Source organism: Pseudomonas sp. YA1, assembly GCF_058680555.1.
Genome location: NZ_JBZWBG010000005.1, coordinates 124,029 through 150,865, shown reverse-complemented (window position 1 = coordinate 150,865; position 26,837 = coordinate 124,029). Strand labels below are relative to the sequence as shown.

Genomic DNA, 26,837 nt, shown 5'->3' with positions numbered 1-26,837 from the left:
CGCAAGGCGTGATAATTTAGGGCATCCCGTCCGGGATGCCCCGGATACTCGCAGCCACGGCAGGTTCGTTCGTCTTGAAAGCCTATTTCCATCGCTGGCGCTCGCTGGTCATCCTCGCCCTGCTTCTCGCGCCCTTGCTCTGGCCCCTGCAATATTTCGCCGAGCGCTACTACAGCGAGCAGTTGGCCGAGCAGAACCGCCAGACGCTCGACCTCTACGTCGCCAACCTGCTCGGTACGCTGCGCCGCTACGAAGAACTGCCGCAGATCCTCGGCGGCCTGCCGGTGCTGCGCCAGGCCCTGCAACAACCTGGCGACCCGTTGCTGCAGAAGATCGCCAACGAGGCGCTGGCCGACATCCGCCGACGCACCGGCGCCGACGTGATCTACCTGCTGCAACCGGACGGCACCACCCAGGTCGCCTCCAACTGGGCCCAGGCGGACAGTTTCGTCCACCGCAACTTCGCCTTCCGCCCCTATTATCGCGAGGCCATGCAGGGCCGCCTGGCGCGCTTCTTCGGCCTGGGCACCACCTCGATCAAGCGCGGCTACTACTTCGCCAGTGCGGTGAAGGAAGGCTCGCGGATCATCGGCGTGCTGGTGGTGAAGGTCGATCTCGAACACATCGAACGGCTCTGGGGCAATTCCCCGGAGCAACTGCTGGTGATAGACAACTACGGCGTGGTGATCCTCTCCTCGCGCGAGGATTGGCGCTTCCATGCCAGTCGGCCGCTGAGCGCGGCGGAGCGCGACGAGATCCACGCCAACATCCCCTACCCGGTGCAGGACCCGAAGCCCCTGCGCCTGCAACAGAGCGCCTGGCTCAGCCAGAGCCGGACGCTGCCGGAAACCGGCTGGACGGTAAGCATCTACGCCCCCCGCACCCTCATCGAACGGCCGGTGCGCAGCGTCCTGCTGATCGGCGGCGCGACCCTGCTCGCCCTGCTCCTGCTGCTTACCCTGCTGACCCTCAGCCGCCGTCACTACCTGGACCGCATCGCTCTCGAGGCCGAGGCCAAGCGCCAGTTGGAAGAGCGCGTACTGGAACGCACCCGCGAGCTGGAGAACGCCAACGCGCAGTTGCAGCAGGAAGTCCACGAACGCGAGCAGGCCCAGCGCGAGCTGATGCGCGCCCAGGACGAAGTGGTCCAGGCCGGCAAGCTCACGGCCCTCGGCACCATGTCGGCGAGCATCAGCCACGAACTCAACCAGCCGCTGGCGGCGATCCGCAGCTACGCCGACAACGCCCGGGTGCTGCTCGACCACCAGCGCACCGAGGACGCCCGCGGCAATCTCGAGCAGATCAGCGACCTCACCACCCGCATGGCCTCGATCATCGCCCACCTCAAGGCCTATGCCCGCGGTGCGCGCCGGGCGCCGGAGAACGTGCAGTTGCAGCCGGCGATCGAGGACGCCCTGTCGATGCTCGCCAGTCGGCGGCGGGCGATGAACGTCGAACTGCTGCGCGACGTGCCGGACGCCCCGCTGTGGGTCCAGGCCGGCGAGACCCGCTTGCGGCAGATCCTCGGCAACCTGCTCACCAATGCCCTCGACGCGCTCGCCGAGAAAGCTCCGCCGCGGCGCCTGTGGGTGATCGCCAGCCAGGACCAGCACGGCGTGATCCTGACCCTGCGCGACAACGGCCCGGGGTTTTCCGAGGACGCCCTGGCCCACGCCCACGAACCCTTCTTCACCACCAAGACCACCGCCAAAGGGCTCGGCCTCGGCCTGGCCATCTGCGATAACCTATTGCGCGCCCTCGGCGGCCGCCTGGAAATGGGCAACCATCTCGAAGGCGGCGCCGTGGTGCGCCTGCACTTGCTGCCGGGAGTTCCCGGCGTCGCCGCCATGCCCCAGGAGGAAACCCGCGCATGAGTCCCTTCGCGCCATTCGATGCCCAGACCCAGGTCCTGCTGATCGACGACGATCCGCACCTGCGCCAGGCCCTGCGCCAGACGCTCGACCTCGCCGGGCTCAAGGTCGCGACCCTGGACGACGCGCGCCAGCTGGATACCGCGCAGTGCAAGGACTGGCCCGGGGTGGTGGTCAGCGACATCCGCATGCCCGGCATCGATGGCATGGAACTGCTCCGCCAATTGCACGAACAGGACGCCGACCTGCCGGTGATCCTGATCACCGGCCACGGCGACGTGCCGCTGGCGGTCCAGGCCATGCGCGGCGGCGCCTACGACTTCCTGGAAAAGCCCTTTCCCAGCGACGCCCTGCTCGACAGCGTGCGCCGCGCCCTGGAGGTGCGCCGGCTGGTCCTGGAGAACCGCACCCTGCGCCTGGCCCTGGCCGAACGCCACGAACTGCATGGGCGCCTGATCGGACGCTCGGCCGGCATGCAGCGCCTGCGCGAGCAGGTCGGCTCGCTGGCGGCGATCCAGGCCGACGTGCTGGTCCTTGGCGAAACCGGCGCCGGCAAGGAGGTGGTCGCGCGGGCCCTGCATGACCTGTCGAGCCGACGCGACGGACCGTTCGTCGCGATCAACGCCGGCGCTCTCGCCGAATCGGTGGTGGAAAGCGAACTGTTCGGCCACGAGGCCGGCGCCTTCACCGGCGCGCAGAAGCGCCGCATCGGCAAGTTCGAGTACGCCAATGGCGGCACCCTGTTCCTCGACGAGATCGAGAGCATGAGCCTGGACGTGCAGGTCAAGCTGTTGCGCCTGCTGCAGGAACGGGTAGTCGAGCGGCTCGGCTCCAACCAGCTGATCCCGCTGGATATCCGCATCATCGCGGCAACCAAGGAAGACCTGCGCCAGGCCGCCGACCAGGGCCGCTTCCGCGCCGACCTCTATTACCGCCTCAACGTCGCCAGCTTGCGCATTCCACCGCTGCGCGAGCGCGGCGAGGACATCCCGCTGCTGTTCCGCCATTTCGCCGAAGCCGGCGCCATGCGCCATGGCCTGACGCCACGCGAACTGGACGCCGGCCAGTCGGCGCGGCTGCTGGCCTACGACTGGCCGGGCAACGTGCGCGAATTGCAGAACGCCGCCGAGCGCTTCGCCCTGGGCCTCGGCCTGAGCCTGGACGATGGAGTCCTGCCCGACGCCGCCGACGAGCCGCACAACCTCAGCGCCAAGGTCGAGGCCTTCGAACGCTCGCTGATCGCCGCCGAGCTGGAACGCCCGCACAATTCGCTGCGCAGCGTCGCCGAGGCCCTCGGTATCCCGCGCAAGACCCTGCACGACAAGCTGCGCAAGCACGGCCTGCCGTTCAACACGCCTGGCGAGAATCCGCCAGATGATGGCGAATGAATGGCGGAATACCGCCAGCCGTTCGCCATTCGCGCCCGCAGCATCTCCCCTGCACGCCCTTGCCCGACTGGCACAGGGCTTGCTCACTGCTTCCCGAGCGTTCCAACAAGCAGAAGACCAGGCGCTTTTCCGATTCACGCAGCATCTGCCGCTGCGCTGCCTAGACTTCCCTTGTTCGGCCACGCCGAGAGGACATCTGTCCTCTTCATAAAAGACAGACAAGAACAAAGAGGAAGTCTCATGCTCAAGCACACCGCGAAGGCGCTCGTCTGCGCACTTTCCCTGACCGTCGCCGGAATCGTCCAGGCGGCCGACCCGATCGTCATCAAGTTCTCCCACGTCGTCGCCGAGCACACGCCCAAGGGCCAGGGCGCGCTGCTGTTCAAGAAACTGGTGGAGGAACGCCTGCCGGGCAAGGTCAAGGTGGAGGTCTACCCGAACTCGTCGCTGTTCGGCGACGGCAAGGAAATGGAGGCCCTGCTGCTGGGCGACGTGCAGATCATCGCGCCGTCGCTGGCCAAGTTCGAGCAGTACACCAAGAAACTGCAGATCTTCGACCTGCCGTTCCTGTTCGACAACATCCAGGCGGTCGACCGCTTCCAGCAGAGCCCGCAGGGCAAGGAGCTGCTGACCTCGATGCAGGACAAGGGCATCACCGGCCTCGGCTACTGGCACAACGGGATGAAGCAACTGTCCGCCAACAAGCCCCTGCGCGAGCCGAAGGACGCCCGCGGCCTGAAGTTCCGCGTGCAGGCCTCCAAGGTGCTCGAGGAACAGTTCAAGGCGGTGCGCGCCAACCCGCGCAAGATGAGCTTCGCCGAGGTCTACCAGGGCCTGCAGACCGGCGTGGTCAACGGTACCGAGAACCCCTGGTCGAACATCTACTCGCAGAAGATGCACGAAGTGCAGAAGTACATCACCGAATCCGACCACGGCGTGCTGGACTACATGGTGATCACCAACACCAAGTTCTGGAACGGCCTGCCGGAAGACGTGCGCGGCGTTCTGGCCAAGACCATGGACGAGGTGACCGTGGAGGTGAACAAGCAGGCCGAGGCGCTCAACCAGGGCGACAAGCAGCGCATCGTCGAGGCCAAGACCAGCGAGATCATCGAACTCACTCCCGAACAGCGGGCCGAATGGCGCAAGGCCATGCAGCCGGTGTGGAAGAAGTTCGAAGGTGAGATCGGCGCCGACCTGATCAAGGCCGCCGAAGCCGCCAACCAGGCTCAATAAGAAGAAGAGGGAAAGCCCATGCACGCGCTCGCGCGCGTCTGGGCGCGCCTGGAGGAAGGCCTGATCGCCTTCCTCCTCGCCGCCATGACGCTGGTTACCTTCGTTTATGTGGTCCTCAATAACCTCTACACGCTGTTCTACGATCTCGCCGACCTCTGGGAGGGCGGTAACGAGACGCTGCTCGCCATAGGCGACGCCATCCTCAGCCTGGCCCAGGAGATGACCTGGAGCAACGCCCTGACCAAGGCCCTGTTCGCCTGGCTGATCTTCCTCGGCATCGCCTACGGCGTACGCACCGCCGGGCACCTCGGCGTGGACGTGCTGGTGAAGCTGGCTTCGCGGCCGGTACAGCGGGTCCTCGGCGTGATCGCCTGCCTGGCCTGCCTCGGCTACGCCGGCCTGCTCTGCGTGGCCAGCTACGACTGGGTGAAGACCCTGTTCATCGCCGGCATCGGCGCCGAGGACCTCGACCACTTCGGCATCCGCCAATGGCACATCGGCCTGATCGTGCCGGTCGGCTTCGCCCTGGTGTTCATCCGTTTCGCCGAGATCCTCGTGCGCATCCTGCGCAACCGTCAGACCGGCCTGGGCCTGGCCGACGAGGCCGCCGACGCGCTGAAGCTGACCGAGCACGAGGAGCCGAAAGCATGACCATCCTGTTCCTCTTCCTGCTGCTGTTCCTGCTGATGTTCATCGGCGTGCCGATCGCCGTCTCCCTGGGGCTCTCCGGTGCGCTGACGATCCTCCTGTTCAGCCCGGACTCGGTACGCTCCCTGGCGATCAAGCTGTTCGAGACCTCCGAGCACTACACCCTGCTGGCGATCCCGTTCTTCCTGCTCTCCGGCGCGTTCATGACCACCGGCGGGGTGGCGCGGCGCCTGATCGACTTCGCCAACGCCTGCGTCGGGCATATTCGCGGCGGCCTGGCGATCGCCGCGGTGCTCGCCTGCATGCTCTTCGCCGCGCTCTCCGGTTCCTCGCCGGCAACGGTGGCGGCGGTCGGCTCGATCGCCATCGCCGGCATGGTCCGTTCGGGCTACCCACAGGCGTTCGGCGCCGGGATCGTCTGCAACGCCGGCACCCTGGGCATCCTCATCCCACCGTCGATCGTCATGGTGGTCTATGCCGCGGCGACCGAAACCTCGGTCGGCAAGCTGTTCATAGCCGGCGTGGTCCCCGGACTATTGCTGGGCCTGATCCTGATGGTGGTGATCTACATCGTCGCCCGGGTCAAGAAGCTGCCGGCCATGCCGAGAGTCAGCCTTCGCGAATGGATCGCCAGCGCGCGCAAGGCGCTCTGGGGCCTGCTGCTGATGGTGATCATTCTCGGCGGCATCTATTCGGGCGCCTTCACCCCAACCGAGGCTGCCGCCGTCGCGGCCGTGTACTCGGCGTTCGTGGCGCTGTTCGTGTACAAGGACATGCGCCTGAAAGAGTGCCCGAAGGTGCTGCTGGAGTCCGGCAAGCTGACCATCATGCTGATGTTCATCATCGCCAACGCCATGCTCTTCGCCCATGTGCTGACCACCGAGCAGATTCCGCAGAGTATCGCCGCCTGGGTCACCGACCTCGGGCTGTCGCCGTGGATGTTCCTGCTGGTGGTGAACATCGTGCTGCTGATCGCCGGCAACTTCATGGAGCCCTCGGCGATCATCCTGATCCTGGCACCGATCTTCTTCCCCATCGCCATGGAGCTGGGTATCGATCCGATCCACCTCGGCATCATCATGGTGGTGAACATGGAGATCGGCCTGATCACCCCGCCGGTCGGCCTCAACCTGTTCGTCACCTCGGCGGTCACCGGCATGCCGCTGGGCGCGACCATCCGCGCGGCGCTGCCGTGGCTGATGATCCTGCTGGTGTTCCTGATCATCGTGACCTACATCCCGGCGGTATCCATGGCATTGCCGAACTGGCTGGGGATGAGCTGACGGAACGGTAACGACGGCGGAAAACCCCGCCCTGCGCTCGGGCCTTCGGCAAAAATCCGCTCATGCCGCAGGCCCGTGTCCCGCAGTTGACGGGGCGGGCCACCTGTCGATGGCTGGCACGCCGCTTGCTCAATCGCTCGCAGTGCCCCTGGCACCGGCTTTCGGTTCGCCCGGCGAACCGCGCCCTTCGGCCACGAACCGGATGGCGGCCCCTTCCCCCTGTGCCGACGTGCGCCAGCACGCGCGGCGGGTGGGCGGCGATCCCGTCCCCCCAGCGGTCTTCATACCCTGAAGTCCAAATGAAGAAGCCCGGCGAACGCCGGGCTTCTTCATTTCTGTCCTTGTGCTTTTTCGTTCTTTGATGAGAGCGGAAAATTATTTTTACTTATAAATAAAAAAGCACCTACACCGAAATACTGAAACACTTCTCTGGCAAACCGTGGCGGTTTTTCGGCGGACCGCCAACAAGCTGGCGAGCCCCCCTCCAAAAGTCAGAATACCGTCTCGCGAAATTCATTGATCGGCATCAACGATCCGGCTTGATCCGCGGCTTATAGCCCGATTTCGAGCAATTTCAAGCTTTCCCCGTAGCGGATGGCAAGACTTCCCCTATCACATGAAAAAACCGCCCTATTCCGGGCAGGTCTTAGATTCCTCTTCTATCTTTGGCACTCGCGACTTACAGGAATGCGTCATCTAATTACTTTGAGTAGGAAGCTATTGACGTGGATCAGCATTCAAAAATAGCCGCTGCCGCCTAATGGCTTCACTCTCAATTCCTATAGGGAGATTCCGAAAATGTCCCAAGAATCCAGCCAAAAACTCCGACTAGGAGCGCTAACGGCTCTGGTTGTCGGCTCGATGATCGGAGGGGGCATCTTCTCCCTTCCGCAAAACATGGCAGCCAGCGCCGACGTCGGCGCCGTCCTGATCGGATGGGCGATCACCGCCGTCGGCATGCTCACCCTCGCTTTCGTCTTCCAGACCCTAGCCAACCGCAAGCCCGAACTCGACGGCGGCGTGTACGCCTACGCCAAGGCCGGCTTCGGCGACTACATGGGTTTCTCCTCGGCCTGGGGCTACTGGATCAGCGCCTGGCTGGGCAACGTCGGCTACTTCGTCCTGTTGTTCAGCACCCTCGGCTACTTCTTCCCGATCTTCGGCAAGGGCGACACCGTCGCCGCGATCGTCTGCGCCTCGGTCCTGCTCTGGGCCCTGCATTTCCTGGTGCTGCGCGGGATCAAGGAGGCGGCGTTCATCAACACCGTCACCACCGTGGCCAAGATCGTCCCGCTGTTCCTGTTCATCCTGATCTGCCTGTTCGCCTTCAAGCTGGACATCTTCACCGCCGACATCTGGGGCAAGAGCAACCCGGACCTGGGCAGCGTGATGAACCAGGTGCGCAACATGATGCTGGTCACCGTCTGGGTGTTCATCGGCATCGAGGGCGCGAGCATCTTCTCCTCCCGCGCGGAAAAACGTTCCGACGTCGGCAAGGCCACCGTGATCGGCTTCATCACCGTCCTGCTCCTGCTGGTGCTGGTCAACGTGCTGTCCATGGGCGTGATGACCCAGCCGGAACTGGCCAAGCTGCAGAACCCGTCGATGGCGCTGGTACTCGAGCATGTGGTCGGCCACTGGGGCGCCGTGCTGATCAGCGTCGGCCTGCTGATCTCGCTGCTGGGCGCGCTGCTCTCCTGGGTACTGCTGTGCGCCGAGATCATGTTCGCCGCGGCCAAGGACCACACCATGCCGGAGTTCCTGCGCCGCGAGAACGCCAACCAGGTGCCGGCCAACGCCCTGTGGCTGACCAACATCTGCGTACAGGTGTTCCTGGTGGTGGTGTTCTTCACCTCGGGCGACCCGGACGGCATGGACCCGTACACCAAGATGCTGCTCCTGGCCACCTCGATGATCCTGATCCCGTACTTCTGGTCCGCCGCCTATGGCCTGCTGCTGACCCTGAAGGGCGAGACCTACGAGAACGATGCCCGCGAACGCAGCAAGGACCTGGTCATCGCCGGCATCGCCGTGGTCTACGCGGTCTGGCTGCTCTACGCCGGTGGCCTGAAGTACCTGCTGCTGTCCGCCCTGCTGTATGCGCCCGGCGCGATCCTCTTCGCCAAGGCCAAGCACGAGGTCGGCCAGCCGATCTTCACCGGAATCGAAAAACTGATCTTCGCCGCAGTCGTCATTGGCGCCCTGGTGGCTGCCTACGGCCTCTACGACGGTTTCCTCACCCTCTGATTACTCCACTGGAGACGTGAAATGAGCACGGAAAAAACCAAACTTGGCGTCCACTCCGAAGCCGGCAAACTGCGCAAAGTGATGGTCTGCTCGCCCGGACTCGCCCACCAGCGCCTGACCCCGAGCAACTGCGACGAGTTGCTGTTCGACGACGTGATCTGGGTGAACCAGGCCAAGCGCGACCACTTCGACTTCGTCACCAAGATGCGCGAGCGCGGCATCGACGTCCTCGAGATGCACAACCTGCTGACCGAGACCATCCAGAACCCGGAAGCGCTGAAGTGGATCCTCGATCGCAAGATCACCGCCGACAGCGTCGGCCTGGGCCTGACCAGCGAGCTGCGCTCCTGGCTGGAGAGCCTGGAGCCGCGCAAGCTGGCCGAGTACCTGATCGGCGGCGTCGCCGCTGACGACCTGCCCGCCAGCGAAGGCGCCAACATCCTCAAGATGTACCGCGAGTACCTGGGCCATTCCAGCTTCCTGCTGCCGCCGTTGCCGAACACCCAGTTCACCCGCGACACCACTTGCTGGATCTACGGCGGCGTGACCCTGAACCCGATGTACTGGCCGGCGCGACGACAGGAAACCCTGCTGACCACCGCCATCTACAAGTTCCACCCCGAGTTCGCCAACGCCGAATTCGAGATCTGGTACGGCGACCCGGACAAGGACCACGGCTCCTCGACCCTGGAAGGCGGCGACGTGATGCCGATCGGCAACGGCGTGGTCCTGATCGGCATGGGCGAGCGCTCCTCGCGCCAGGCCATCGGTCAGGTCGCCCAGTCGCTGTTCGCCAAGGGCGCCGCCGAGCGGGTGATCGTCGCCGGCCTGCCGAAGTCCCGCGCCGCGATGCACCTGGACACCGTGTTCAGCTTCTGCGACCGCGACCTGGTCACGGTCTTCCCGGAAGTGGTCAAGGAAATCGTGCCCTTCAGCCTGCGCCCCGATCCGAGCAGCCCCTACGGCATGAGCATCCGTCGCGAGGAGAAAACCTTCCTCGAAGTGGTCGCCGAATCCCTCGGCCTGAAGAAACTGCGCGTGGTCGAGACCGGCGGCAACAGCTTCGCCGCCGAGCGCGAGCAATGGGACGACGGTAACAACGTGGTCTGCCTGGAGCCGGGCGTGGTGGTCGGCTACGACCGCAACACCTACACCAACACCCTGCTGCGCAAGGCCGGCGTCGAGGTCATCACCATCAGCGCCAGCGAACTGGGTCGCGGTCGCGGCGGCGGCCACTGCATGACCTGCCCGATCGTCCGCGACCCGATCGACTACTGACAGACAACCCTCTCTCGAGCTGAACGGCGGCGTCCCCAGGAGGGGCGCCGCCCACCGACTTCCCACAAGGAGATCAATCATGGCTTTCAACATGCACAACCGTAACCTGCTCAGCCTGATGCACCACAGCACCCGCGAGCTGCGTTACCTGCTCGACCTGTCCCGCGACCTCAAGCGCGCCAAGTACACCGGCACCGAGCAGCAGCACCTGCAACGCAAGAACATCGCCCTGATCTTCGAGAAGACCTCCACCCGCACCCGCTGCGCCTTCGAGGTGGCCGCCTACGACCAGGGCGCCAACGTCACCTACATCGACCCGAACTCCTCGCAGATCGGCCACAAGGAGAGCATGAAGGACACCGCGCGGGTCCTCGGCCGGATGTACGACGCCATCGAGTACCGCGGCTTCAAGCAGGAAATCGTCGAGGAACTCGCGAAGTTCGCCGGCGTTCCGGTGTTCAACGGCCTGACCGACGAATACCACCCGACCCAGATGCTCGCCGACGTGCTGACCATGCGCGAGCACAGCGACAAGCCGCTGCACGACATCAGCTACGCCTACCTGGGCGACGCGCGCAACAACATGGGCAACTCCCTGCTGCTGATCGGCGCCAAGCTCGGCATGGACGTACGCATCGCCGCGCCGAAGGCGCTCTGGCCGCACGACGAGTTCGTCGCCCAGTGCAAGAAGTTCGCCGAGGAAAGCGGCGCCAAGCTGACCCTCACCGAGGATCCGAAGGAAGCCGTGAAGGGCGTGGACTTCGTCCACACCGACGTCTGGGTGTCGATGGGCGAGCCGGTGGAAGCCTGGGGCGAGCGGATCAAGGAACTGCTGCCCTACCAGGTCAACATGGAGATCATGAAGGCCACCGGCAACCCGCGGGCCAAGTTCATGCACTGCCTGCCGGCGTTCCACAACAGCGAGACCAAGGTCGGCAAGCAGATCGCCGAGCAGTATCCGAACCTGGCCAACGGCATCGAGGTGACCGAGGACGTCTTCGAGTCGCCCTACAACATCGCCTTCGAGCAGGCCGAGAACCGCATGCACACCATCAAGGCGATCCTCGTCTCGACCCTCGCCGACATCTGACCGCGCTCCTGCGCCCCGGCCCACGCGGCCGGGCGCAGCCGCCTTCCGGAGGTAACCGATATGCGTATCGTCGTCGCATTGGGCGGTAATGCCCTGCTACGCCGTGGCGAACCCATGACCGCGGACAACCAGCGGGAAAACGTGCGGATCGCCGCCGAACAGATCGCCAAGGTGGCGCCCGGCAACGAGCTGGTGATCGCCCACGGCAACGGCCCCCAGGTCGGCCTGCTGGCCCTCCAGGGGGCCGCCTACGACCAGGTCTCGCCCTACCCGCTGGATGTCCTCGGCGCGGAAACCGAGGGCATGATCGGCTATATGATCGAACAGGAGATGGGCAACCTGCTGCCGTTCGAAGTACCGTTCGCCACCATCCTCACCCAGGTCGAGGTGGACGGTAAGGATCCGGCGTTCCAGAACCCGACCAAGCCGATCGGCCCGGTCTACTCCAGGGAAGAAGCCGAGCGCCTGGCCGCCGAGAAGGGCTGGAGCATCGCCCCGGACGGCGACAAGTTCCGCCGCGTGGTGCCCAGCCCACGGCCGAAGCGGATCTTCGAGATCCGCCCGGTGAAGTGGCTGCTGGAGAAAGGCACCATCGTCATCTGCGCTGGCGGCGGCGGTATCCCGACCATGTACGACGAGGCCGGGAAGAAGCTCAGCGGTGTCGAGGCGGTGATCGACAAGGACCTCTGCTCCTCACTGCTGGCCCAGGAGTTGGTGGCCGACATCCTGATCATCGCCACCGACGTCGACGCGGCCTACGTCGACTGGGGCAAGCCGACCCAGAAGGCCATCGCCCAGGCCCACCCGGACGAACTGGAGCGCCTCGGCTTCGCCGCCGGCTCCATGGGACCGAAGGTCCAGGCCGCCATCGAGTTCGCCCGCGCCACCGGCAAGGACGCGGTGATCGGTTCGCTCGCGGACATCGTCGCGATCACCGAGGGCAAGGCGGGAACGCGAGTCAGCACGCGCAAGGCGGGCATCGAGTACCGCTGATACCCCCCCCAGGGCCGCTTCGCGGCCCTTCTTCATTCTCCTCTGCCGGCATCGGGCGAAGGGCGGATAGCGCCACGCGTCATCCGCCGCCTCCGCGGACGCCCCGGCGCCGCGCCTCTGCGCGCGGACTTTCAAGCAAGTCCCGCAACACTCGCCCACGCACCACCTCTGCCAACAGCCCGGCCATGGGCGTCAATCCCCCCACGGCAGACCGCCAGCACTTGTGGAAAGCCCACGCAACGCGGTATTCAGTAGGAAAATACGTGACTCGATAGTCATGATTCACGTCAGCATAGTCACCCTGATCATTTCAACGGCCACTGGCTCGTGCCCGGGTCCGTGAAGCTCGCCTCGCCGACGGGAAAGGCCGCCATCGCCGCCACGCGCTTCCCGCTCCGGACCAGGCAGCAGCCCGGCACGCGAACGACTATTCGAAGGAGTTTCTGAGTGATGTCTCGACTACCGGTCATTGTTGGTTTCGGTGGCTACAACGCAGCAGGCCGTAGTTCCTTCCACCACGGCTTCCGTCGCATGGTCATCGAATCGATGGACCCGCAGGCGCGCCAGGAAACCCTAGCCGGCCTGGCGGTCATGATGAAACTGGTCAAGGCCGAAGGCGGCCGCTACCTGGCCGAAGACGGCGCGCCGCTGTCCCCGGAGGACATCGAGCGGCGCTACGCCGAACGCATCTTCGCCTCTACCCTGGTGCGGCGCATCGAACCGCAGTACCTCGACCCGGATGCCGTCCACTGGCACAAGGTCCTCGAGCTGTCCCCTGCCGAAGGCCAGACGCTGACCTTCAAGGCCTCGCCCAAGCAACTGCCCGAGCCGCTGCCGGCCAACTGGTCGATCGCTCCCGCGGAGGACGGCGAGGTACTGGTGAGCATCCACGAGCGCTGCGAGTTCAAGGTCGACAGCTACCGTGCGCTGACGGTGAAGTCCGCTGGCCAGCTGCCCACCGGTTTCGAACCGGGCGAGCTGTACAACTCGCGCTTCCACCCGCGCGGCCTGCAGATGTCGGTGGTCGCCGCGACCGACGCGATCCGCTCCACCGGCATCGACTGGAAGACCATCGTCGACAACGTCCAGCCCGACGAGATCGCGGTGTTCTCCGGCAGCATCATGAGCCAGCTAGACGACAACGGTTTCGGCGGCCTGATGCAATCCCGCCTGAAGGGCCACCGGGTCTCGGCCAAGCAACTGCCGCTGGGCTTCAACAGCATGCCCACCGATTTCATCAATGCCTACGTGCTCGGCAGCGTCGGCATGACCGGCAGCATCACAGGCGCCTGCGCCACCTTCCTCTACAACCTGCAGAAGGGTATCGACGTCATCACCAGCGGCCAGGCCCGGGTGGTCATCGTCGGCAACAGCGAGGCGCCGATCCTGCCGGAGTGCATCGAGGGCTACAGCGCCATGGGCGCACTGGCCACCGAAGAAGGCCTGCGCCTGATCGAAGGCCGCGACGACGTGGACTTCCGCCGCGCCAGCCGGCCGTTCGGCGAGAACTGCGGCTTCACCCTGGCCGAGTCCAGCCAATACGTAGTGCTGATGGACGACGAACTGGCCCTGCGCCTGGGCGCGGATATCCACGGCGCGGTAACCGACGTGTTCATCAACGCCGACGGTTTCAAGAAGTCCATCTCCGCCCCCGGCCCGGGCAACTACCTGACGGTAGCCAAGGCGGTGGCCAGCGCGGTGCAGATCGTCGGCCTGGACACCGTGCGCCACGCCAGCTTCGTCCACGCCCACGGCTCCAGCACGCCGGCCAACCGGGTCACCGAATCGGAAATCCTCGACCGCGTGGCTAGCGCCTTCGGCATCGACGGCTGGCCGGTCACCGCGGTGAAGGCCTACGTCGGCCACTCCCTGGCCACCGCCAGCGCCGATCAACTGATTTCCGCCCTGGGCACGTTCAAGTACGGCATCCTCCCTGGGATCAAGACCATCGACAAGGTCGCCGACGACGTCCACCAGCAGCGCCTGAGCATCTCCAATCGCGACATGCGCCAGGACAAGCCGCTGGAGGTGTGCTTCATCAACTCCAAGGGCTTCGGCGGCAACAACGCCAGCGGCGTGGTGCTGTCGCCGCGAATCGCCGAGAAGATGCTGCGCAAGCGCCATGGCCAAGCGGCCTTCGCCGCCTACGTCGAGAAGCGCGAGCAGACCCGCGCCGCCGCCCGCGCCTATGACCAGCGCGCGCTGCAGGGCGACCTGGAGATCATCTACAACTTCGGCCAGGACCTGATCCACGAACACGCCATCGAGGTCAGCGCCGAACAGGTGACGGTGCCCGGCTTCAGCCAGCCGCTGGTATACAAGAAGGACGCGCGTTTCAGCGACATGCTCGACTGAGCGCCGCCACAACGGAAAAGGCCCGGCTAGACCGGGCCTTTTCGTTTCAGTGCAGCGCGCGCGCCAGTTGGATCAGTTCGCTGCGCCACTCGGCGAGCCTATCTGGATGCGCTGGATCAGGTGATGGCCAGTTCCAGCGTTTCACCGACAGCCGCTGGAAGTTCACGGGTACGATGCCGATCTGGACTTCCAGCGTCCCATGGATGAACAAACAGCGACGAGGTTCCTGGCGGAGCTGAAAAAGCACGGATCGGCCAATTTTGACATCAAGTTCCACGGTGAAGCTCCCATTGAGTTATCAGGCACTGGATATCCGTTCTGATAGCCCCTCGAAACACCTATTTATTGACAGGTGTTTTCTCATCGCTGGAGGAAAGCACATAGTAAAAAAATACGAACCCCAGCCATAGGGGAAGCATTGCCTCATAATCCCCACTGAAAAAAGAGCAGGCAAACCCTACCAGCCAAACCGCAAGAAGAATTCCACTCAACACCTGTGTGGTCTTACTGCGAAATATCAGTCCTCCAGAGGTACTACGCCAACCTAGAATCAGCAACGGCAGGAGCATAAAACAGACGGCAAAGGCGACCGCGCAAGAGACAAACCAGGAAACTACTATATTGTCCCTCCACGTTGGATACAGCATTCTATCCAGACTCAAAGAGGTTGCTAAAACTTCTGAAAGCACAATGGAAACTGGAGTCACCAAATAGAGAAAAACCAAAAGCACACGACTTCTCCTCACGACTACCGGCGATGGCAGGAAGAATATAGCGAGCGCCAAAATAAGCGCACAAATCGAATACCGCTCCAGATAGATCTTATCGGTAAGCTGCCGGAGCAACTCGTCTTGAAATTTCTCTTCAGCGGTCAGTCTTGAAGCATAGTCATTCATATTCTCAGGATAGATATCTGCCAACACCTCAGAGCTTTTCAAAACATCCATACTCAGCGAAGCTGAGAATAGATAAATCGATACGCTCGCCATCACAGCCGCAGCTAAAACACGAAAACGATAGATCGATGGATATGTTGGCATAGTGCCCTCCCGCAAACGCGAGAACTCTACGCTCTACATGCTCTCCCCGTGTGCGATTACGATGGAGTTTTCATGGAGCCCATGATCTTCCCCAGGCTTCGGAAAAAATCACACAGGAACGTACTCAGGCGCCACCCCTATCGGCACCAGCCGACAGCTCAACGAAAAGCCCCGCTCATACGGTCATGCCGTTCACCAAAGTGAATATTTGGTGAGCCACTGCCGAATCCCGCTGTCAGTCATCTGCTGCGGGCTATTTGCATGTTTTCTGTCAGCCCGAGCGGGCAAAACATCGTAATCTCCCATAGAGACCAGAAAACAGATCAGAAAAACGCCGCGCCCCAATTGGGGCGCGGCGTTTTTCTTAAGTAAACAGCATTAGGGTTCGACCAGCTCTTTCGTTTCAGTGCAGCGCGCGCGCCAGTTGGATCAGCTCGCTGCGCCACTCGGCAGCGCGCGGCAGGGCCAGGAAGGAGCCGTTGAGGTAGTCCTCGCGCGGCTCGTAGGTGAATGGCGCGCCATGCAGGTCGAGCACCTCGCCGCCGGCGCCTTCCAGCACACCCTGGGCGGCGGCCGTGTCCCATTGCGAGGTTGGCGTCAGGCGCGGATAGCAGTCGGCAGCGCCCTCGGCCAGCAGGCAGAACTTCAGCGAACTGCCGATGCTGGCTCGCCGCAGGTCGCCGAAGCGCTCGCTCAAGCCATCCAGCAGGCGCTCCTGGGCCGGGCTGCCATGGCGCTTGCTGGCCACCACGGTGAAGGCCTCCTCGGGCTCCAGACGCACACTGATCGGTTGCGCGCGGCCATCGGCCTCCTCGCGCCAGGCACCGAGACCGGCGCCACCGTAGTAGCAGCGGCCGCTCACCGGCACGCCGACCAGGCCGAACAGCACCCGGCCATCCTCGACCAGGGCCACGTTGACGGTGAACTCCTCGCTACCGGAGATGAACTCCTTGGTGCCGTCCAGCGGGTCCACCAGCCACCAACGCCGCCAGTGGCCGCGCTCGCTCAGCGGTATCTCGCAATCCTCTTCGGAAAGCACCGGAATGTCCGGCGCCAGCGCCCGCAATCCCGCCTCCAATATATGGTGCGCGGCCAGGTCGGCGGCAGTCACCGGCGATTCGTCGGCCTTCGAGCGCACCGCCACGTCGGCGCGCCAGTGCGGCAGGATCGCCTCGCCGGCGCGCCGCACCAGCGCCACCAATTCGCCCCAGGGCACCGGCCTCATGCCTGGTACTCGCCGCGCTGGGTGAGCAGGTCGCGCACCAGGTACAGCGCGGCCAGGGCGCGGCCTTCGCTGAACTGGGCGTGCTGGGCCAGGCTCGACAGTTCGCGCAGGCTGATGCGATCGACGCCCATCGGCTCCGGCTCGTCGCCCGGCAGGCGCTCCTCGTAGAGATCGCGCGCCAGCACCACCTGGATGCGCTGGCTCATGTAGCCCGGCGACAGCGACAGTTCGGTGATGTGCTCCAGTTGCCGGGCCCCGTAGCCCGCTTCCTCCTTGAGTTCGCGGTTGGCCGCCGCGAGGATGTCCTCGCCCGGCTCGACCAGGCCCTTGGGCAGCGACAACTGGTATTCGTCGACCCCGGCGCAATATTCCTCCACCAGCACCGCGTGCTCGGCATCGAGCATGGCCACCACCATCACCGCACCGTAGCCCTGGCCCTTGCCGACCAGACGCTCGTAGGTGCGCTCGACGCCATTGCTGAAGCGCAGTTGCAACTCCTCGACAGCGAACAGTCGGCTCTTCGCGACGATCTCGCTGGCGAGTACGGTGGGTTTCTGACGCATGTGGATAACTCCTTGGCGAAGCCGGCGGGTTATCATACCCCGGCTTTTCCGATTATCCCTGTCGGAGATTGATGGGAAGCGACAGATTTCCGCATCGATCGCGACGAACCGCGACAAGAGCCGCCATGCCCACCCTGCCCTGGTCCGCCATCGACACCGTGCTGCTCGACATGGACGGCACCCTGCTCGACCTGCACTTCGACAACCACTTCTGGCTGGAACACCTGCCCCAGCGCTATGCCGAACGCAACGGCCTGAGTCGCGCCGAAGCCGATGCCGTGCTCGAGCCGCTGTTCCGCGAACACGCCGGCCAGCTCAACTGGTACTGCCTGGATTTCTGGAGCCGGGAACTGGACCTGTCGATCCGCGAACTCAAGCACGAGGTGGCGCACCTGATCTCGCTGCGTCCGCACGCCGATACCTTCCTCGCCGCCCTGCGCCGGGCCGGCAAGCGCGTGGCGCTGATCACCAACGCGCACCGCGACTCGCTGTCGCTGAAGCTGGAACGGATCGAACTGTCGCCCTATTTCGACCGACTGATCAGCTCCCACGACTACGGCTACCCGAAGGAGGACGCGCGCTTCTGGAGCGCCCTGCAAGCCGATTTCGGCTTCGACCCGCAGCGCAGCCTGTTCATCGACGACAGCCTGCCGATCCTGCGCAGCGCCCGCGCCTATGGTGTCGCCCACCTGTTGGCGGTACGCCACCCGGACAGCCGTGGCCAGGTCCGGGACACCGAGGAGTTCGCCGCCCAAGAGGACTACCGGCGGCTGCTCGAAGGACTGCCGTAGCCGCGGAAACGAAAACCCCGCCACGCGGGCGGGGTTGGCGAAACGCCGGGATCACTCGGGAATGCGCAGGACCTGGCCGGGGTAGATCTTGTCCGGATGGCTGAGCATCGGCTTGTTGGCCTCGAAGATCTTCATGTAGGCGTTGGCATTGCCGTATTCGGCCTTGGCGATGGCGCTCAGGGTGTCGCCTTTCTTCACGGTGACGAAGCGCGCCTCCGGAGCGGCCTGGGCCACGGTGATCTTGTCTTCCACCGAGGAGACGCCGGCGACGTTGCCCAGCGCCAGCAGGATCTTCTCTTTCTCCTCCTGGCTGGCCACCTCGCCCGAGGCGATGACCTTGTCGCCTTCCACCGAAACCTGGATGTTCGGGTTGCCCAGGCCGACCTTGGCGACGTGCTCCTTCAGCGACTCGGCCGCCTGTGCCTCATGCCCCGTCAGCGTATCCCACAGCTTTTCACCGGCTTCCTTCACGAACGCGAAAATACCCATCTTTGGTTCTCCCTTTACGGTTACGGTTGCAAGCGGCCGGCGCAATCCCGATCCGCGACTAGCCAAGTCTAGACTGCAAAAACCGACGAAATATCCCTAGCCTCCTTCGCCACCCCATAACACTGCGCCCATTCGCGTTAAGATTCGGCGACACCCCCGCCACGGAAGCGCCGATGGACATCAAGCAACTGAAATTCCTCTGCGCCCTCGACGAAACCCGCCACTTCGGCCAGGCCGCCGCACGCTGCCACGTCACCCAGCCGACCCTGTCCATGCGCCTGCGCAGCCTGGAAGAAGAACTCGGCCTGGAACTGGTGCGACGCAGCCAGCGCTTCGAAGGCTTCACCGAGGCCGGCGAGCGCGTACTGGCCTGGGCACGCAGCCTGCTGGCGGCCCAGGAAGGGCTGTATGCGGAAGCCGCCGCCTGCCGCGGGCAACTGGTCGGGACCCTGCGCCTGGGCGTGGTGCCGCTGGCCAGCTTCGACCCGATGCGCCTGGTCCAGCACATGGCCGGGCGCCACCCGGAGTTGCGTTTCCAGCTCTATTCCCTGAGTTCGGAACAGGTACTCGAAGGCCTGGCGCGCAACCAGTTCGATCTCGGCGTCTCTTATCTGGACCGTCTGGACCGCAGCCATTTCGAGGGCATCGAACTGGCGGAGACCCGCATGGGCCTGCTCCATCATCCCAGCCATTTCCCGCTCGACGCCGCGCTGCTGAACTGGGATGCGCTGGCTGGCCTGCCGCTGGGCCTGCTCTCGGCGGGCATGCACTTCCGCCAATCCATCGACCACAACTTCCGCAGCCGCGGGCTGAGCCCCATCGCGCGCCTGGAAACCGACTCGGTGCAGCAACTGCTGCAGGCGGTGCAGCGTGGCTTGTGCTGCGCGATCATGCCGTTGGGCAGCGAAGTCGACGACGAGTTGCGCCTGGTCCCCATCGAGGACGCCCATACCCTGGCAGCGCTCGGCCTGATCATTCGCAGCGGACAGCCGCGCTCGGCGCTGGCCGAAGCCTGCTTCGAGGAGGCCCGGACCTGGCTGGCGCCCGCCGGCTTGATAGACCCTGTCGATCAGGGTATCGGCACAACCGATTAGACGCCGCTCCGCGACAGGCCTAGGCTGGCTCCACACCTAGAACGATAGGGCCCAGCCCATGCCTTGCCAGCCTGCATGCCCGGTATCCGCCGATACCTGGGCGCCTTCCGCCGTTCCCGACGTTTACCGCTACGCCGACCTGCACCTGCCGCAGCAGATCGGCCAGGCCTCCCTTGCCGCCGAGTGCGCCCTGGCGATCAGTTACAACGGACTGAACCAGGCGGTGATGATGGCCTCGCCCGAGGACATCGAGGATTTCGTCCGCGGCTTCAGCCTCAGCAGCGGCTTCGTGCAGACCATCGACGACATCTATGAAATCCGCGTCAGCGGCCAGGGCGAATCCCTCCACGCCGAGGTCGAGATCAGCAGCCGCGCATTCTGGAACCTCAAGCGCCAACGCCGGCAACTGGCCGGCACGTCAGGCTGCGGCCTGTGCGGCGTCGAAGCCCTGGAGCAGGCGCTGCCGCAACTGCCGGAGCGGTCGTCGCAGGCGCTGCCTCCCGCCGCCCATCTCGGCGCCCTGCGCCAGCGTATCGAGCAGGCCCAGCGACTGGCGCGCCATAGCGGCGCCCTGCATGCCGCGCTGTATTTCGACGGGCATGGCGAGCTGCGCCTGTGTCGCGAGGACATCGGCCGCCACAACGCCCTCGACAAGCTGATCGGCGCCCTGCATGGACAGGGACTGGATGCTGCGCAGGGCTTCGCCGTGGTCACCAGCCGCTGCAGCCTGGAGCTTATCCACAAGGCCGTACGCGCCGGGATCGGCACCCTGGTCAGCCTCTCCGCGCCAACCGCCCTGACCGTGCAATGGGCGCGCCGCCACCAGCTGAACCTGATCCACCAGCCCCATCACAGTGCCCCGCGGGTCTACAGCCCGGCGCCGGCCGCAACCGAGTGAGTCCGTCATGAGCCTGCAACCTCTCCAACCCCGCTACAAGCCCTACGCCGGTGCCGCCGCCGGCTGGGGCGCGCTGCGCAGCGTGGCGCACTTCTGGCTGGACAGCAAACAGCCGTTCAAGAACCTCCGCGCCCTGCTCAAGACCAACCAGAACGGCGGTTTCGACTGCCCCGGCTGCGCCTGGGGCGACTCGCCGGAAGACGGCCGGGTGAAGTTCTGCGAGAACGGCGCCAAGGCAGTCAACTGGGAAGCCACCAAGCGCCGCGTCGACACGGCGTTCTTCGCCCGTTACAGCGTCAGCGCCCTGCGCGAACAGAGCGACTACTGGCTGGAATACCAGGGCCGCCTCACCGGACCGATGCGCTACGACCCGCTCAGCGACCACTACCAGCCGATCACCTGGGACGCCGCCTTCGCCCTGGTCGCCGAGCACCTGCGCCGCCTGGATAGCCCCGACCAGGCGGAGTTCTATACCTCCGGGCGGGCCAGCAACGAGGCGGCCTACCTCTACCAGTTGTTCGTCCGCGCGTTCGGCACCAACAACTTCCCCGACTGCTCGAACATGTGCCACGAGGCCAGCGGCGTGGCACTGGGCCGCAGCGTCGGGGTCGGCAAGGGCAGCGTGACCTTCGACGACTTCGAACACGCCGACGCGATCTTCATCCTTGGGCAGAACCCCGGCACCAACCACCCGCGCATGCTCGAGCCGCTGCGCGAAGCAGTGAAGCGCGGCGCCCAGGTGGTCTGCTTCAACCCTCTCAAGGAGCGCGGCCTGGAGCGCTTCCAGCATCCGCAGAACGCGCTGGAAATGCTGACCAACGGGTCCTCGCCGCTGAACACCGCGTTCTTCCGTCCGGCACTGGGCGGCGACATGGCGGCGATCCGCGGGATCGCCAAGTTCCTCCTCGCCTGGGAGCGCGAAGCCCAGGCCGAGGGTGGCGAGCCGGTATTCGACCACGCCTTCATCGCCGAGCACACCGACGGCCTCGAGGCCTACCTGGCCGAACTGGATGCCACCCCCTGGGAACACCTGGAGCGCCAGTCCGGGCTGAGCCTGGCGGAAATCGAACAGGCTGCGCGGATGTACCGGCGGGCGAACAGGGTCATCGTCTGCTGGGCGATGGGCATCACCCAGCACCATCATTCGGTGGCGATCATCCAGGAAATCGTCAACCTGCAACTCCTGCGCGGCAACCTGGGCCGCCCGGGCGCCGGTCTCTGCCCGGTCCGCGGCCACAGCAACGTGCAGGGCGACCGCACCATGGGCATCAACGAGCGGCCGCCGGCGGCGCTGCTCGACGCACTGGAACGGCGCTTCGGCTTCGAAGTGCCACGCCACAACGGGCACAACGCCGTCGAGGCGATCGCCGCGATGCTCGCCGGCAAGTCGAAGGTCTTCATCGGCCTGGGCGGCAATTTCGCCCAGGCCACCCCGGACAGTCCGCGCACCCACGCCGCCCTGGCGTCATGCGAACTGACCGTGCACATCAGCACCAAGCTCAACCGCAGCCACCTGACCACCGGCCGCGACGCACTGATCCTGCCCTGCCTGGGGCGCACCGACATCGACCGCCAGGCCGAAGGCCCGCAGGCGGTCACGGTGGAAGACTCGTTCAGCATGATCCACGCGTCCTACGGACAACTGGAGCCGCTCTCGCAGCAGATGCGTTCGGAACCGGCGATCATCGCCGGCATCGCCAAGGCAACCCTGGGCAACCATCCGGTGGACTGGGACGCGCTGATCGCCAACTACGAGCGCATCCGCGAGCTGATCGCCGACACCATCCCCGGTTTCGCCGACTTCAACCGCCGCGTCCGGCATCCCGGCGGCTTCTACCTCGGCAACGCCGCCGGCGAACGGCGCTGGAACACCGCCAGCGGCAAGGCCAACTTCGTCGCCAACCCGCTGCCCCGCGACCTGTTGCCGGCACAGGTGCGCGACAGCGGCCTCGAACCCGACCTGATCCTGCAGACCCTGCGCTCCCATGACCAGTACAACACCACCATCTACGGCCTGGACGATCGCTATCGCGGAGTGAAGGGCCAGCGCGAAGTGGTATTCGCCAACGAGGCGGATATCCGCCGCCTGGGCTACCAGCCGGGCGACAAGGTCGACCTGGTCTCGCTGTGGAGCGATGGCATCGAACGCCGGGTACGCCGCTTCACCCTGCTCGCCTTCGACATCCCGGCCGGCCAGGCAGCCGCCTACTACCCGGAAACCAATCCCCTGGTGCCGCTGGAGAGCGTCGGCGTCGGCAGCCATACGCCGACTTCGAAGTTCATCGCGGTACGCCTGGAAAAGGCCACGGGCGACGGGCGCATTGTCTGAAGCCCACGAAAAACGCCGCCTCCTGTTGCAGGAGGCGGCGTCTTAAGGAAAAAGTCGATGAAAGGCCTTGAAGGCAGGCCGCTCGTCGGCGTTAGAATGGCCAGCATCCCGCCAGCAAAAATACCGATTTCGACCCTGAAATCGCGTTTCGCATTCGGTTTAAGACCGCCTCCGCCGAAGAAAGTTCCCCATAAAAAACAAGCACTTGGAATATTTCGAGTTTGTTCTACCAATCGTCGGCTGACGCTTGTCAGCGGTTTGGGCCAACCCCAGCATCGCAGCCGTCATCCCCACAGAGAGAAACTCTCTATGAAGTATTCCTCGATACTCCTGTTGTCCCTGAGTCTGGTCGGTGGTACCGCCTTCGCAGGCGACAACACCCGCGCGGCCATCGGCGGCGCCTTGGGCGGGGTGTTGGGTTCGGTCGTCGGCGATGCGGTCGGCGGCAGCACTGGCGCCGCGATCGGTAGCGGCATCGGTGGCGCTGCGGGCGGTGCAGTCGGCGCCGGACGCGGTAACAAGACCGAAGCGGCGATCGGCGGCGGCCTCGGTGCCGCAGGCGGCAACGTCATCGGCCGGCAGATCGGTGGCAGCACCGGTGGCCTGATCGGCGCGGCCCTCGGCGGCGCCGGCGGCGGCGCGCTGGGCAACCATTATGGCGACGGCAACCGCCGCTACGACGACGATGACGACTACCGCGACCGTCGCTACTACCGCCGCGCCGGCTATCGCGATGGCTATTACCGGCATGACAACGGCCATCACTATGGCCGGTACAAGAATTGGAAACGCCATAAGCATCATCGTCGCTACTACGACGACTGATTCCTCCGCTCCCCACGACGCAAAGGCCGGGCCTGATGGTCCGGCCTTTGTGCGAACGACCGTATTTCCCTCCTGATTCAACGATGAGGCACGCACGATGCGTAAATCTCTCCTGGTAATCGCGTTCGGCCTGCTGGGCGCACAAGCCGCGTTCGCCGGCGACTCCACCAAGACCGCCGTGGGCGGCGGCGTGGGCGGCGCCCTGGGCAACGTCGTGGGCAACGCCATCGGCGGTAGCACCGGTGCGGCCATAGGTGCCGGCCTGGGTGGCGCGGCCGGCGGCGCGATGACCGCCAAGGACGGGCGCAAGACCGAAGCAGCCCTGGGTGGCGGGCTCGGCGCGGCCGGCGGTTCGGTGATCGGCAACAAGCTGGGCGGCAGCACCGGCGCGACCATCGGTGCGGGCCTAGGGGGTGCTGCGGGTGGCGCGGTCGGTAACAACCTGGGCAAGGACAACGACAGCGGTCACCGCGGCAAGAAACACCGCAAGCACAAGCATCGTTGATCGGCATGCTTGCCGAAGCCGATGTGGAAAAGCCCCGCGACCGCGGGGCTTTTACTTTCTACCGTTCGTCAGCCTTTCGGTGCCGTCTTCAACTCGTCGCGAACGATCAGGACGCCACGCGGCGCCTCGATCCCGACCCGGGCCTGGTTGCCGATGATATCGGTGACCAGGATCCGGATGCCGCCTTCGCGCAATTGCCGAATCAGTTCCTCCGCCGGGTAGTCGGCCTTGAGGGACAGGGTGATGCCTTCGCCTTCTCGGCGGGAGAGTATCAGGAAACCCATGTTCCGCGTCCTTGCCAGTCATAGCAGGGGCAAACCGGCCCCTTTGGTGAATGAAATGGTGTGGAGGGATGGTCACAGAACATTGCTCCAGCGTCGAGACTGCAAACGTTCAATCAGAAATGTCCCATCCAGCGCTTCCTCATCGCCTCACGCCATGTCATGGATTGTCGCACCGGGCTCGCTTTGCTAGCGTGCCCGGCATCAATTCAATCGAGATTTCCAGATGCGCCCGTCGTTCGCCAGTTGGGGCCTGCTTGCCCTCCTGCTCCTGCAAGGCCCGCTGCTCCAGGCCCAGCCGCTGTCGCCGGCTCTCCAGCAACTGTTGAGCCTGAGCAGCCAGCGTTTGCAACTAGCCGATCAGGTAGCCCAGAGCAAGGCCCGGTCGGGCAAGGCGGTACAGGACAGCCCGCGGGAACAACAACAGTTGCAGATGCTCGCCGGACAAGCCGGGAGCCACGGGGTCGGCGCCGAGCAGGTGCGCCTGCTGTTCGCCGCGCAGATCGAGGCGAACAAGCTGGTCCAGTACCGCCTGCTCAGCCGGCCGCTACCGGACGCTGGCCAGGCGGTCGACCTGGAGCGCATCCGCAACCGCCTCAATCAGCTCAACCTGGAGCTGCTGCGCGGCTACGCCCCGGCGCTCGCCGAACTGCGCGTCGACGACTGCCGGCCGAGGCTCAACCAGGCGCTGCAACGGCAGGTACGCGACGATCGCCTGGACGAACTGCACGCCATCGCCCTGTCACGGGCGGCGGGCGATCTCTGTCACTGGGCCGCGCTCTGAAGCGCGGCCAGCGCATCGCGTAGTCCCTGCGGAATGGCCACCGGGCGGCTGCTTCGGCGCTCCACGAAGACATGCACGAAACGCCCGGCCGCGCAGGCCTCCCGCTGCCCTTCGAGGAACAAGGCCAGTTCGTACTGCACCGAGCTGTTGCCCAGGCGCGCCACCCGCAAGCCCATCTCGATCCGCTGGGGGAAGGCCACCGGCGCGAAATAGTCGCAGCTGGAACTGACCACCAGGCCGATCACTTCGCCGCCCTGGATATCCAGGCCGCCGCGCTCGATCAGGTAGGTATTCACCGCCGTGTCGAAGAACGCATAGTAGGTCACGTTGTTCACGTGTCCGTAGATATCGTTGTCGTGCCAGCGCGTGGTGATCGGCTGGAAATGAAGGTACTGCTCGCGCAGCGGTTGCGGGGCGGTCGCCATGCCCGGTCCTCGTAGAAGGGATTCAGTATGCCGCGCGATAGATCGCCAGGGCATCCGCCTCGCCGACCTCGCGCGGGTTGTTGACCAGCAGACGCTGCTGGAGCATCGCGTCGGCGGCCAGGCGCGGCAGCATCGCCTCGTCCACCCCGGCGTCGCGCAAGCGGCTCGGCAGGCCGTTGCGCGGACTGAGCTGGGCCAGTTCGTCGATCAGCTGCACGGTAAGCGCGTCGCGATCGCCCGGACGCAAGCGGTCGCCCAGCAGTAGCGGCGCCAGCTCGGCATAGAGTCCAGCGGCAGCGGGAGCGTTGAAACGAATCACCTCCGGTAGCACCAGCGCATTGCTCAGGCCGTGGGGAATGTGGAAATGCCCTCCCAGCGGATAGGCCAGGGCATGCACCGCCGCCACCGGCGCATTGGCGAAGGCCTGCCCGGCCAGGCAGGCGCCCAGCAGCATGGCCTGGCGCGCCTCGCGGTCGCCGCCGTCGCCTACCGCGCGTTCCAGGTTGGCCGCCAGCAGGCGCAACGCCTCCCGCGCCAGCAGGTCGGACAGCGGGTTCTTCTTCAGCTTGCTGGTATAGCTCTCGATCGCATGCACCATCGCGTCGATACCGGTCGCCGCGGTGACCGCCGGCGGCAGGCCGAGGGTCAGGTCGGCATCGAGTAGCGCCAGATCGGGCAGCAGGTAGGGCGAGACCACACCCATCTTGGTGGTCTCGCCGGTGGTGACGATGGCGATCGGCGTCACCTCGGAGCCGGTCCCGGCGGTGGTCGGCACCTGGATCAGCGGCAGGCGCGGCCCGCGTGCGTTGCCGACCCCGAAGACCTCGCCGAGCCCCTGCCCTACCTCTGGGTGGGCAAGCAGCGCGACCAGCTTGGCCACGTCCATGGAACTGCCACCGCCGAAACCGACCACCAGCTCGGCAGCCATGGCCCGCGCCCGCCCGAGCGCGGCCTCGACCACCGATTCAGGCGGATCGGCGAGCACCTGGTCGTACACCTCGACGGCCAGGCCCAGACGCGGGAAGCCGGGCAGGATCGCATCCAGCAAGCCGAGCCGGGTGATCCCCGGGTCGGTCACGATCAACACGCGGCGCGCCCTTCGCTCGCGGCAGCGTTCCGCCAGGCGGATGGCGGAGCCGGCCTCGCAGAGGATCTGCGCGGTAGTGGCGAAACTGAAAGCTTGCATATCGGTCTCCCTG

At 65.2% G+C, this 26,837-nt stretch carries 25 protein-coding genes; 17 read left to right on the top strand and 8 right to left on the bottom strand.

Features of this window, described 5'->3' with window-relative positions:
- Positions 1–35: 35 nt before the first annotated feature.
- From dctB to fabY, 10 genes are all read left to right on the top strand, one after another.
- On the top strand, positions 36–1,874 hold the full coding sequence (gene dctB, locus AC4OR5_RS08710) for a two-component system sensor histidine kinase DctB (protein WP_003141891.1): 1,839 nt from the start codon (positions 36–38) through the stop codon (positions 1,872–1,874).
- Complete coding sequence (gene dctD / locus AC4OR5_RS08705; protein WP_003096187.1) at positions 1,871–3,259, top strand: two-component system response regulator DctD; 1,389 nt, start codon at positions 1,871–1,873, stop codon at positions 3,257–3,259. The genes dctB and dctD overlap by 4 nt, the downstream gene beginning before the upstream one ends.
- 240 nt (positions 3,260–3,499) lie before the next feature.
- Entirely contained in the window at positions 3,500–4,495 is a 996-nt protein-coding gene (gene dctP, locus AC4OR5_RS08700) for a C4-dicarboxylate TRAP substrate-binding protein DctP (protein WP_003105525.1), read from the top strand.
- Positions 4,496–4,513: 18 nt separating this feature from the next.
- A complete protein-coding gene (gene dctQ, locus AC4OR5_RS08695) occupies positions 4,514–5,146 on the top strand; it encodes a C4-dicarboxylate TRAP transporter small permease protein DctQ (RefSeq protein ID WP_003096191.1) in 633 nt (210 codons plus the stop codon).
- Positions 5,143–6,426, top strand: coding sequence for a C4-dicarboxylate TRAP transporter large permease protein DctM (dctM, locus tag AC4OR5_RS08690; RefSeq protein WP_058161033.1), 1,284 nt, complete (start codon positions 5,143–5,145; stop codon positions 6,424–6,426). Before dctQ ends, dctM begins: the two co-directional genes overlap by 4 nt.
- Before the next feature lie 798 nt (positions 6,427–7,224).
- Positions 7,225–8,673 (top strand): arginine-ornithine antiporter, encoded by a 1,449-nt coding sequence (gene arcD, locus AC4OR5_RS08685; protein WP_003141893.1) that lies wholly within the window; start codon positions 7,225–7,227, stop codon positions 8,671–8,673.
- 21 nt (positions 8,674–8,694) lie between these two features.
- Complete coding sequence (gene arcA, locus AC4OR5_RS08680; RefSeq protein ID WP_003096196.1) at positions 8,695–9,951, top strand: arginine deiminase; 1,257 nt, start codon at positions 8,695–8,697, stop codon at positions 9,949–9,951.
- 79 nt (positions 9,952–10,030) lie between these two features.
- Positions 10,031–11,041: an ornithine carbamoyltransferase gene (locus tag AC4OR5_RS08675; RefSeq protein WP_003096197.1), complete on the top strand. Its 1,011-nt coding sequence runs from the start codon at positions 10,031–10,033 to the stop codon at positions 11,039–11,041.
- A gap of 60 nt (positions 11,042–11,101) precedes the next feature.
- Entirely contained in the window at positions 11,102–12,034 is a 933-nt protein-coding gene (arcC, locus tag AC4OR5_RS08670) for a carbamate kinase (protein ID WP_003096199.1), read from the top strand.
- A gap of 450 nt (positions 12,035–12,484) precedes the next feature.
- Positions 12,485–14,389, top strand: coding sequence for a beta-ketoacyl-ACP synthase FabY (gene fabY / locus AC4OR5_RS08665; RefSeq protein WP_058161032.1), 1,905 nt, complete (start codon positions 12,485–12,487; stop codon positions 14,387–14,389).
- 46 nt (positions 14,390–14,435) lie between these two features.
- Here fabY and AC4OR5_RS08660 read toward each other — a convergent pair whose 3' ends face one another.
- From AC4OR5_RS08660 to nudE, 4 genes are all read right to left on the bottom strand, one after another.
- Positions 14,436–14,666 (bottom strand): hypothetical protein, encoded by a 231-nt coding sequence (locus AC4OR5_RS08660; protein ID WP_123809160.1) that lies wholly within the window; start codon positions 14,664–14,666, stop codon positions 14,436–14,438.
- 61 nt (positions 14,667–14,727) lie between these two features.
- Positions 14,728–15,429, bottom strand: a complete 702-nt coding sequence (locus AC4OR5_RS08655) for a hypothetical protein (RefSeq protein ID WP_071536225.1) — start codon at positions 15,427–15,429, stop codon at positions 14,728–14,730.
- A 403-nt stretch (positions 15,430–15,832) separates the two neighbouring features.
- A complete protein-coding gene (gene cysQ, locus AC4OR5_RS08650; RefSeq protein WP_003100038.1) occupies positions 15,833–16,654 on the bottom strand; it encodes a 3'(2'),5'-bisphosphate nucleotidase CysQ in 822 nt (273 codons plus the stop codon).
- Positions 16,651–17,217: an ADP compounds hydrolase NudE gene (gene nudE, locus AC4OR5_RS08645; protein WP_003096206.1), complete on the bottom strand. Its 567-nt coding sequence runs from the start codon at positions 17,215–17,217 to the stop codon at positions 16,651–16,653. The genes cysQ and nudE overlap by 4 nt, the downstream gene beginning before the upstream one ends.
- A 125-nt stretch (positions 17,218–17,342) precedes the next feature.
- Between nudE and yrfG the strand changes: the two genes are divergently transcribed.
- Positions 17,343–18,008, top strand: a complete 666-nt coding sequence (yrfG, locus tag AC4OR5_RS08640; protein ID WP_023107365.1) for a GMP/IMP nucleotidase — start codon at positions 17,343–17,345, stop codon at positions 18,006–18,008.
- A gap of 51 nt (positions 18,009–18,059) precedes the next feature.
- Here yrfG and lysM read toward each other — a convergent pair whose 3' ends face one another.
- On the bottom strand, positions 18,060–18,497 hold the full coding sequence (gene lysM, locus AC4OR5_RS08635) for a peptidoglycan-binding protein LysM (RefSeq protein ID WP_003096210.1): 438 nt from the start codon (positions 18,495–18,497) through the stop codon (positions 18,060–18,062).
- A 173-nt stretch (positions 18,498–18,670) separates the two neighbouring features.
- Between lysM and AC4OR5_RS08630 the strand changes: the two genes are divergently transcribed.
- The 5 genes from AC4OR5_RS08630 (at position 18,671) to AC4OR5_RS08610 (ending at position 24,148) form a co-directional block, all read left to right on the top strand.
- Positions 18,671–19,591, top strand: a complete 921-nt coding sequence (locus AC4OR5_RS08630; protein WP_003096212.1) for a LysR family transcriptional regulator — start codon at positions 18,671–18,673, stop codon at positions 19,589–19,591.
- A 58-nt stretch (positions 19,592–19,649) separates the two neighbouring features.
- Positions 19,650–20,489 (top strand): formate dehydrogenase accessory sulfurtransferase FdhD, encoded by an 840-nt coding sequence (fdhD, locus tag AC4OR5_RS08625; protein ID WP_015503808.1) that lies wholly within the window; start codon positions 19,650–19,652, stop codon positions 20,487–20,489.
- Positions 20,490–20,496: 7 nt separating this feature from the next.
- Positions 20,497–22,818 (top strand): FdhF/YdeP family oxidoreductase, encoded by a 2,322-nt coding sequence (locus AC4OR5_RS08620; RefSeq protein ID WP_058161031.1) that lies wholly within the window; start codon positions 20,497–20,499, stop codon positions 22,816–22,818.
- A gap of 309 nt (positions 22,819–23,127) precedes the next feature.
- Entirely contained in the window at positions 23,128–23,643 is a 516-nt protein-coding gene (locus AC4OR5_RS08615) for a YMGG-like glycine zipper-containing protein (protein ID WP_058161030.1), read from the top strand.
- A gap of 97 nt (positions 23,644–23,740) precedes the next feature.
- Complete coding sequence (locus tag AC4OR5_RS08610) at positions 23,741–24,148, top strand: glycine zipper domain-containing protein (protein ID WP_003096219.1); 408 nt, start codon at positions 23,741–23,743, stop codon at positions 24,146–24,148.
- 68 nt (positions 24,149–24,216) lie between these two features.
- Here AC4OR5_RS08610 and AC4OR5_RS08605 read toward each other — a convergent pair whose 3' ends face one another.
- A complete protein-coding gene (locus AC4OR5_RS08605; protein WP_003096222.1) occupies positions 24,217–24,432 on the bottom strand; it encodes a carbon storage regulator in 216 nt (71 codons plus the stop codon).
- A 223-nt stretch (positions 24,433–24,655) separates the two neighbouring features.
- Between AC4OR5_RS08605 and AC4OR5_RS08600 the strand changes: the two genes are divergently transcribed.
- Positions 24,656–25,213, top strand: a complete 558-nt coding sequence (locus tag AC4OR5_RS08600) for a chorismate mutase (RefSeq protein WP_023098216.1) — start codon at positions 24,656–24,658, stop codon at positions 25,211–25,213.
- Here AC4OR5_RS08600 and AC4OR5_RS08595 read toward each other — a convergent pair.
- Both AC4OR5_RS08595 and AC4OR5_RS08590 read right to left on the bottom strand, forming a co-directional pair.
- The gene (locus AC4OR5_RS08595) at positions 25,195–25,638 is read right to left on the bottom strand and encodes an acyl-CoA thioesterase (RefSeq protein WP_058161029.1); all 444 of its coding nucleotides are present in this window, start codon (positions 25,636–25,638) and stop codon (positions 25,195–25,197) included. The genes AC4OR5_RS08600 and AC4OR5_RS08595 overlap by 19 nt on opposite strands.
- 22 nt (positions 25,639–25,660) lie before the next feature.
- Positions 25,661–26,824, bottom strand: a complete 1,164-nt coding sequence (locus AC4OR5_RS08590) for an iron-containing alcohol dehydrogenase (protein WP_058161028.1) — start codon at positions 26,822–26,824, stop codon at positions 25,661–25,663.
- Positions 26,825–26,837 lie beyond the last annotated feature (13 nt).

Coding starts and splice junctions, on each gene's coding strand:
- AC4OR5_RS08675 (WP_003096197.1), top strand. CDS start 10,031: ATGGCTTTCAACATGCACAACCGTAACCTGCTCAGCCTGATGCACCAC.
- AC4OR5_RS08655 (WP_071536225.1), bottom strand. CDS start 15,429: ATGCCAACATATCCATCGATCTATCGTTTTCGTGTTTTAGCTGCGGCT.
- lysM (WP_003096210.1), bottom strand. CDS start 18,497: ATGGGTATTTTCGCGTTCGTGAAGGAAGCCGGTGAAAAGCTGTGGGAT.
- AC4OR5_RS08610 (WP_003096219.1), top strand. CDS start 23,741: ATGCGTAAATCTCTCCTGGTAATCGCGTTCGGCCTGCTGGGCGCACAA.
- dctP (WP_003105525.1), top strand. CDS start 3,500: ATGCTCAAGCACACCGCGAAGGCGCTCGTCTGCGCACTTTCCCTGACC.
- fabY (WP_058161032.1), top strand. CDS start 12,485: ATGTCTCGACTACCGGTCATTGTTGGTTTCGGTGGCTACAACGCAGCA.
- dctM (WP_058161033.1), top strand. CDS start 5,143: ATGACCATCCTGTTCCTCTTCCTGCTGCTGTTCCTGCTGATGTTCATC.
- arcC (WP_003096199.1), top strand. CDS start 11,102: ATGCGTATCGTCGTCGCATTGGGCGGTAATGCCCTGCTACGCCGTGGC.
- cysQ (WP_003100038.1), bottom strand. CDS start 16,654: ATGAGGCCGGTGCCCTGGGGCGAATTGGTGGCGCTGGTGCGGCGCGCC.
- nudE (WP_003096206.1), bottom strand. CDS start 17,217: ATGCGTCAGAAACCCACCGTACTCGCCAGCGAGATCGTCGCGAAGAGC.
- fdhD (WP_015503808.1), top strand. CDS start 19,650: ATGCCTTGCCAGCCTGCATGCCCGGTATCCGCCGATACCTGGGCGCCT.
- yrfG (WP_023107365.1), top strand. CDS start 17,343: ATGCCCACCCTGCCCTGGTCCGCCATCGACACCGTGCTGCTCGACATG.
- dctB (WP_003141891.1), top strand. CDS start 36: ATGCCCCGGATACTCGCAGCCACGGCAGGTTCGTTCGTCTTGAAAGCC.
- AC4OR5_RS08620 (WP_058161031.1), top strand. CDS start 20,497: ATGAGCCTGCAACCTCTCCAACCCCGCTACAAGCCCTACGCCGGTGCC.
- AC4OR5_RS08605 (WP_003096222.1), bottom strand. CDS start 24,432: ATGGGTTTCCTGATACTCTCCCGCCGAGAAGGCGAAGGCATCACCCTG.
- arcA (WP_003096196.1), top strand. CDS start 8,695: ATGAGCACGGAAAAAACCAAACTTGGCGTCCACTCCGAAGCCGGCAAA.
- arcD (WP_003141893.1), top strand. CDS start 7,225: ATGTCCCAAGAATCCAGCCAAAAACTCCGACTAGGAGCGCTAACGGCT.
- AC4OR5_RS08630 (WP_003096212.1), top strand. CDS start 18,671: ATGGACATCAAGCAACTGAAATTCCTCTGCGCCCTCGACGAAACCCGC.
- dctQ (WP_003096191.1), top strand. CDS start 4,514: ATGCACGCGCTCGCGCGCGTCTGGGCGCGCCTGGAGGAAGGCCTGATC.
- AC4OR5_RS08590 (WP_058161028.1), bottom strand. CDS start 26,824: ATGCAAGCTTTCAGTTTCGCCACTACCGCGCAGATCCTCTGCGAGGCC.
- AC4OR5_RS08595 (WP_058161029.1), bottom strand. CDS start 25,638: ATGGCGACCGCCCCGCAACCGCTGCGCGAGCAGTACCTTCATTTCCAG.
- dctD (WP_003096187.1), top strand. CDS start 1,871: ATGAGTCCCTTCGCGCCATTCGATGCCCAGACCCAGGTCCTGCTGATC.
- AC4OR5_RS08615 (WP_058161030.1), top strand. CDS start 23,128: ATGAAGTATTCCTCGATACTCCTGTTGTCCCTGAGTCTGGTCGGTGGT.
- AC4OR5_RS08600 (WP_023098216.1), top strand. CDS start 24,656: ATGCGCCCGTCGTTCGCCAGTTGGGGCCTGCTTGCCCTCCTGCTCCTG.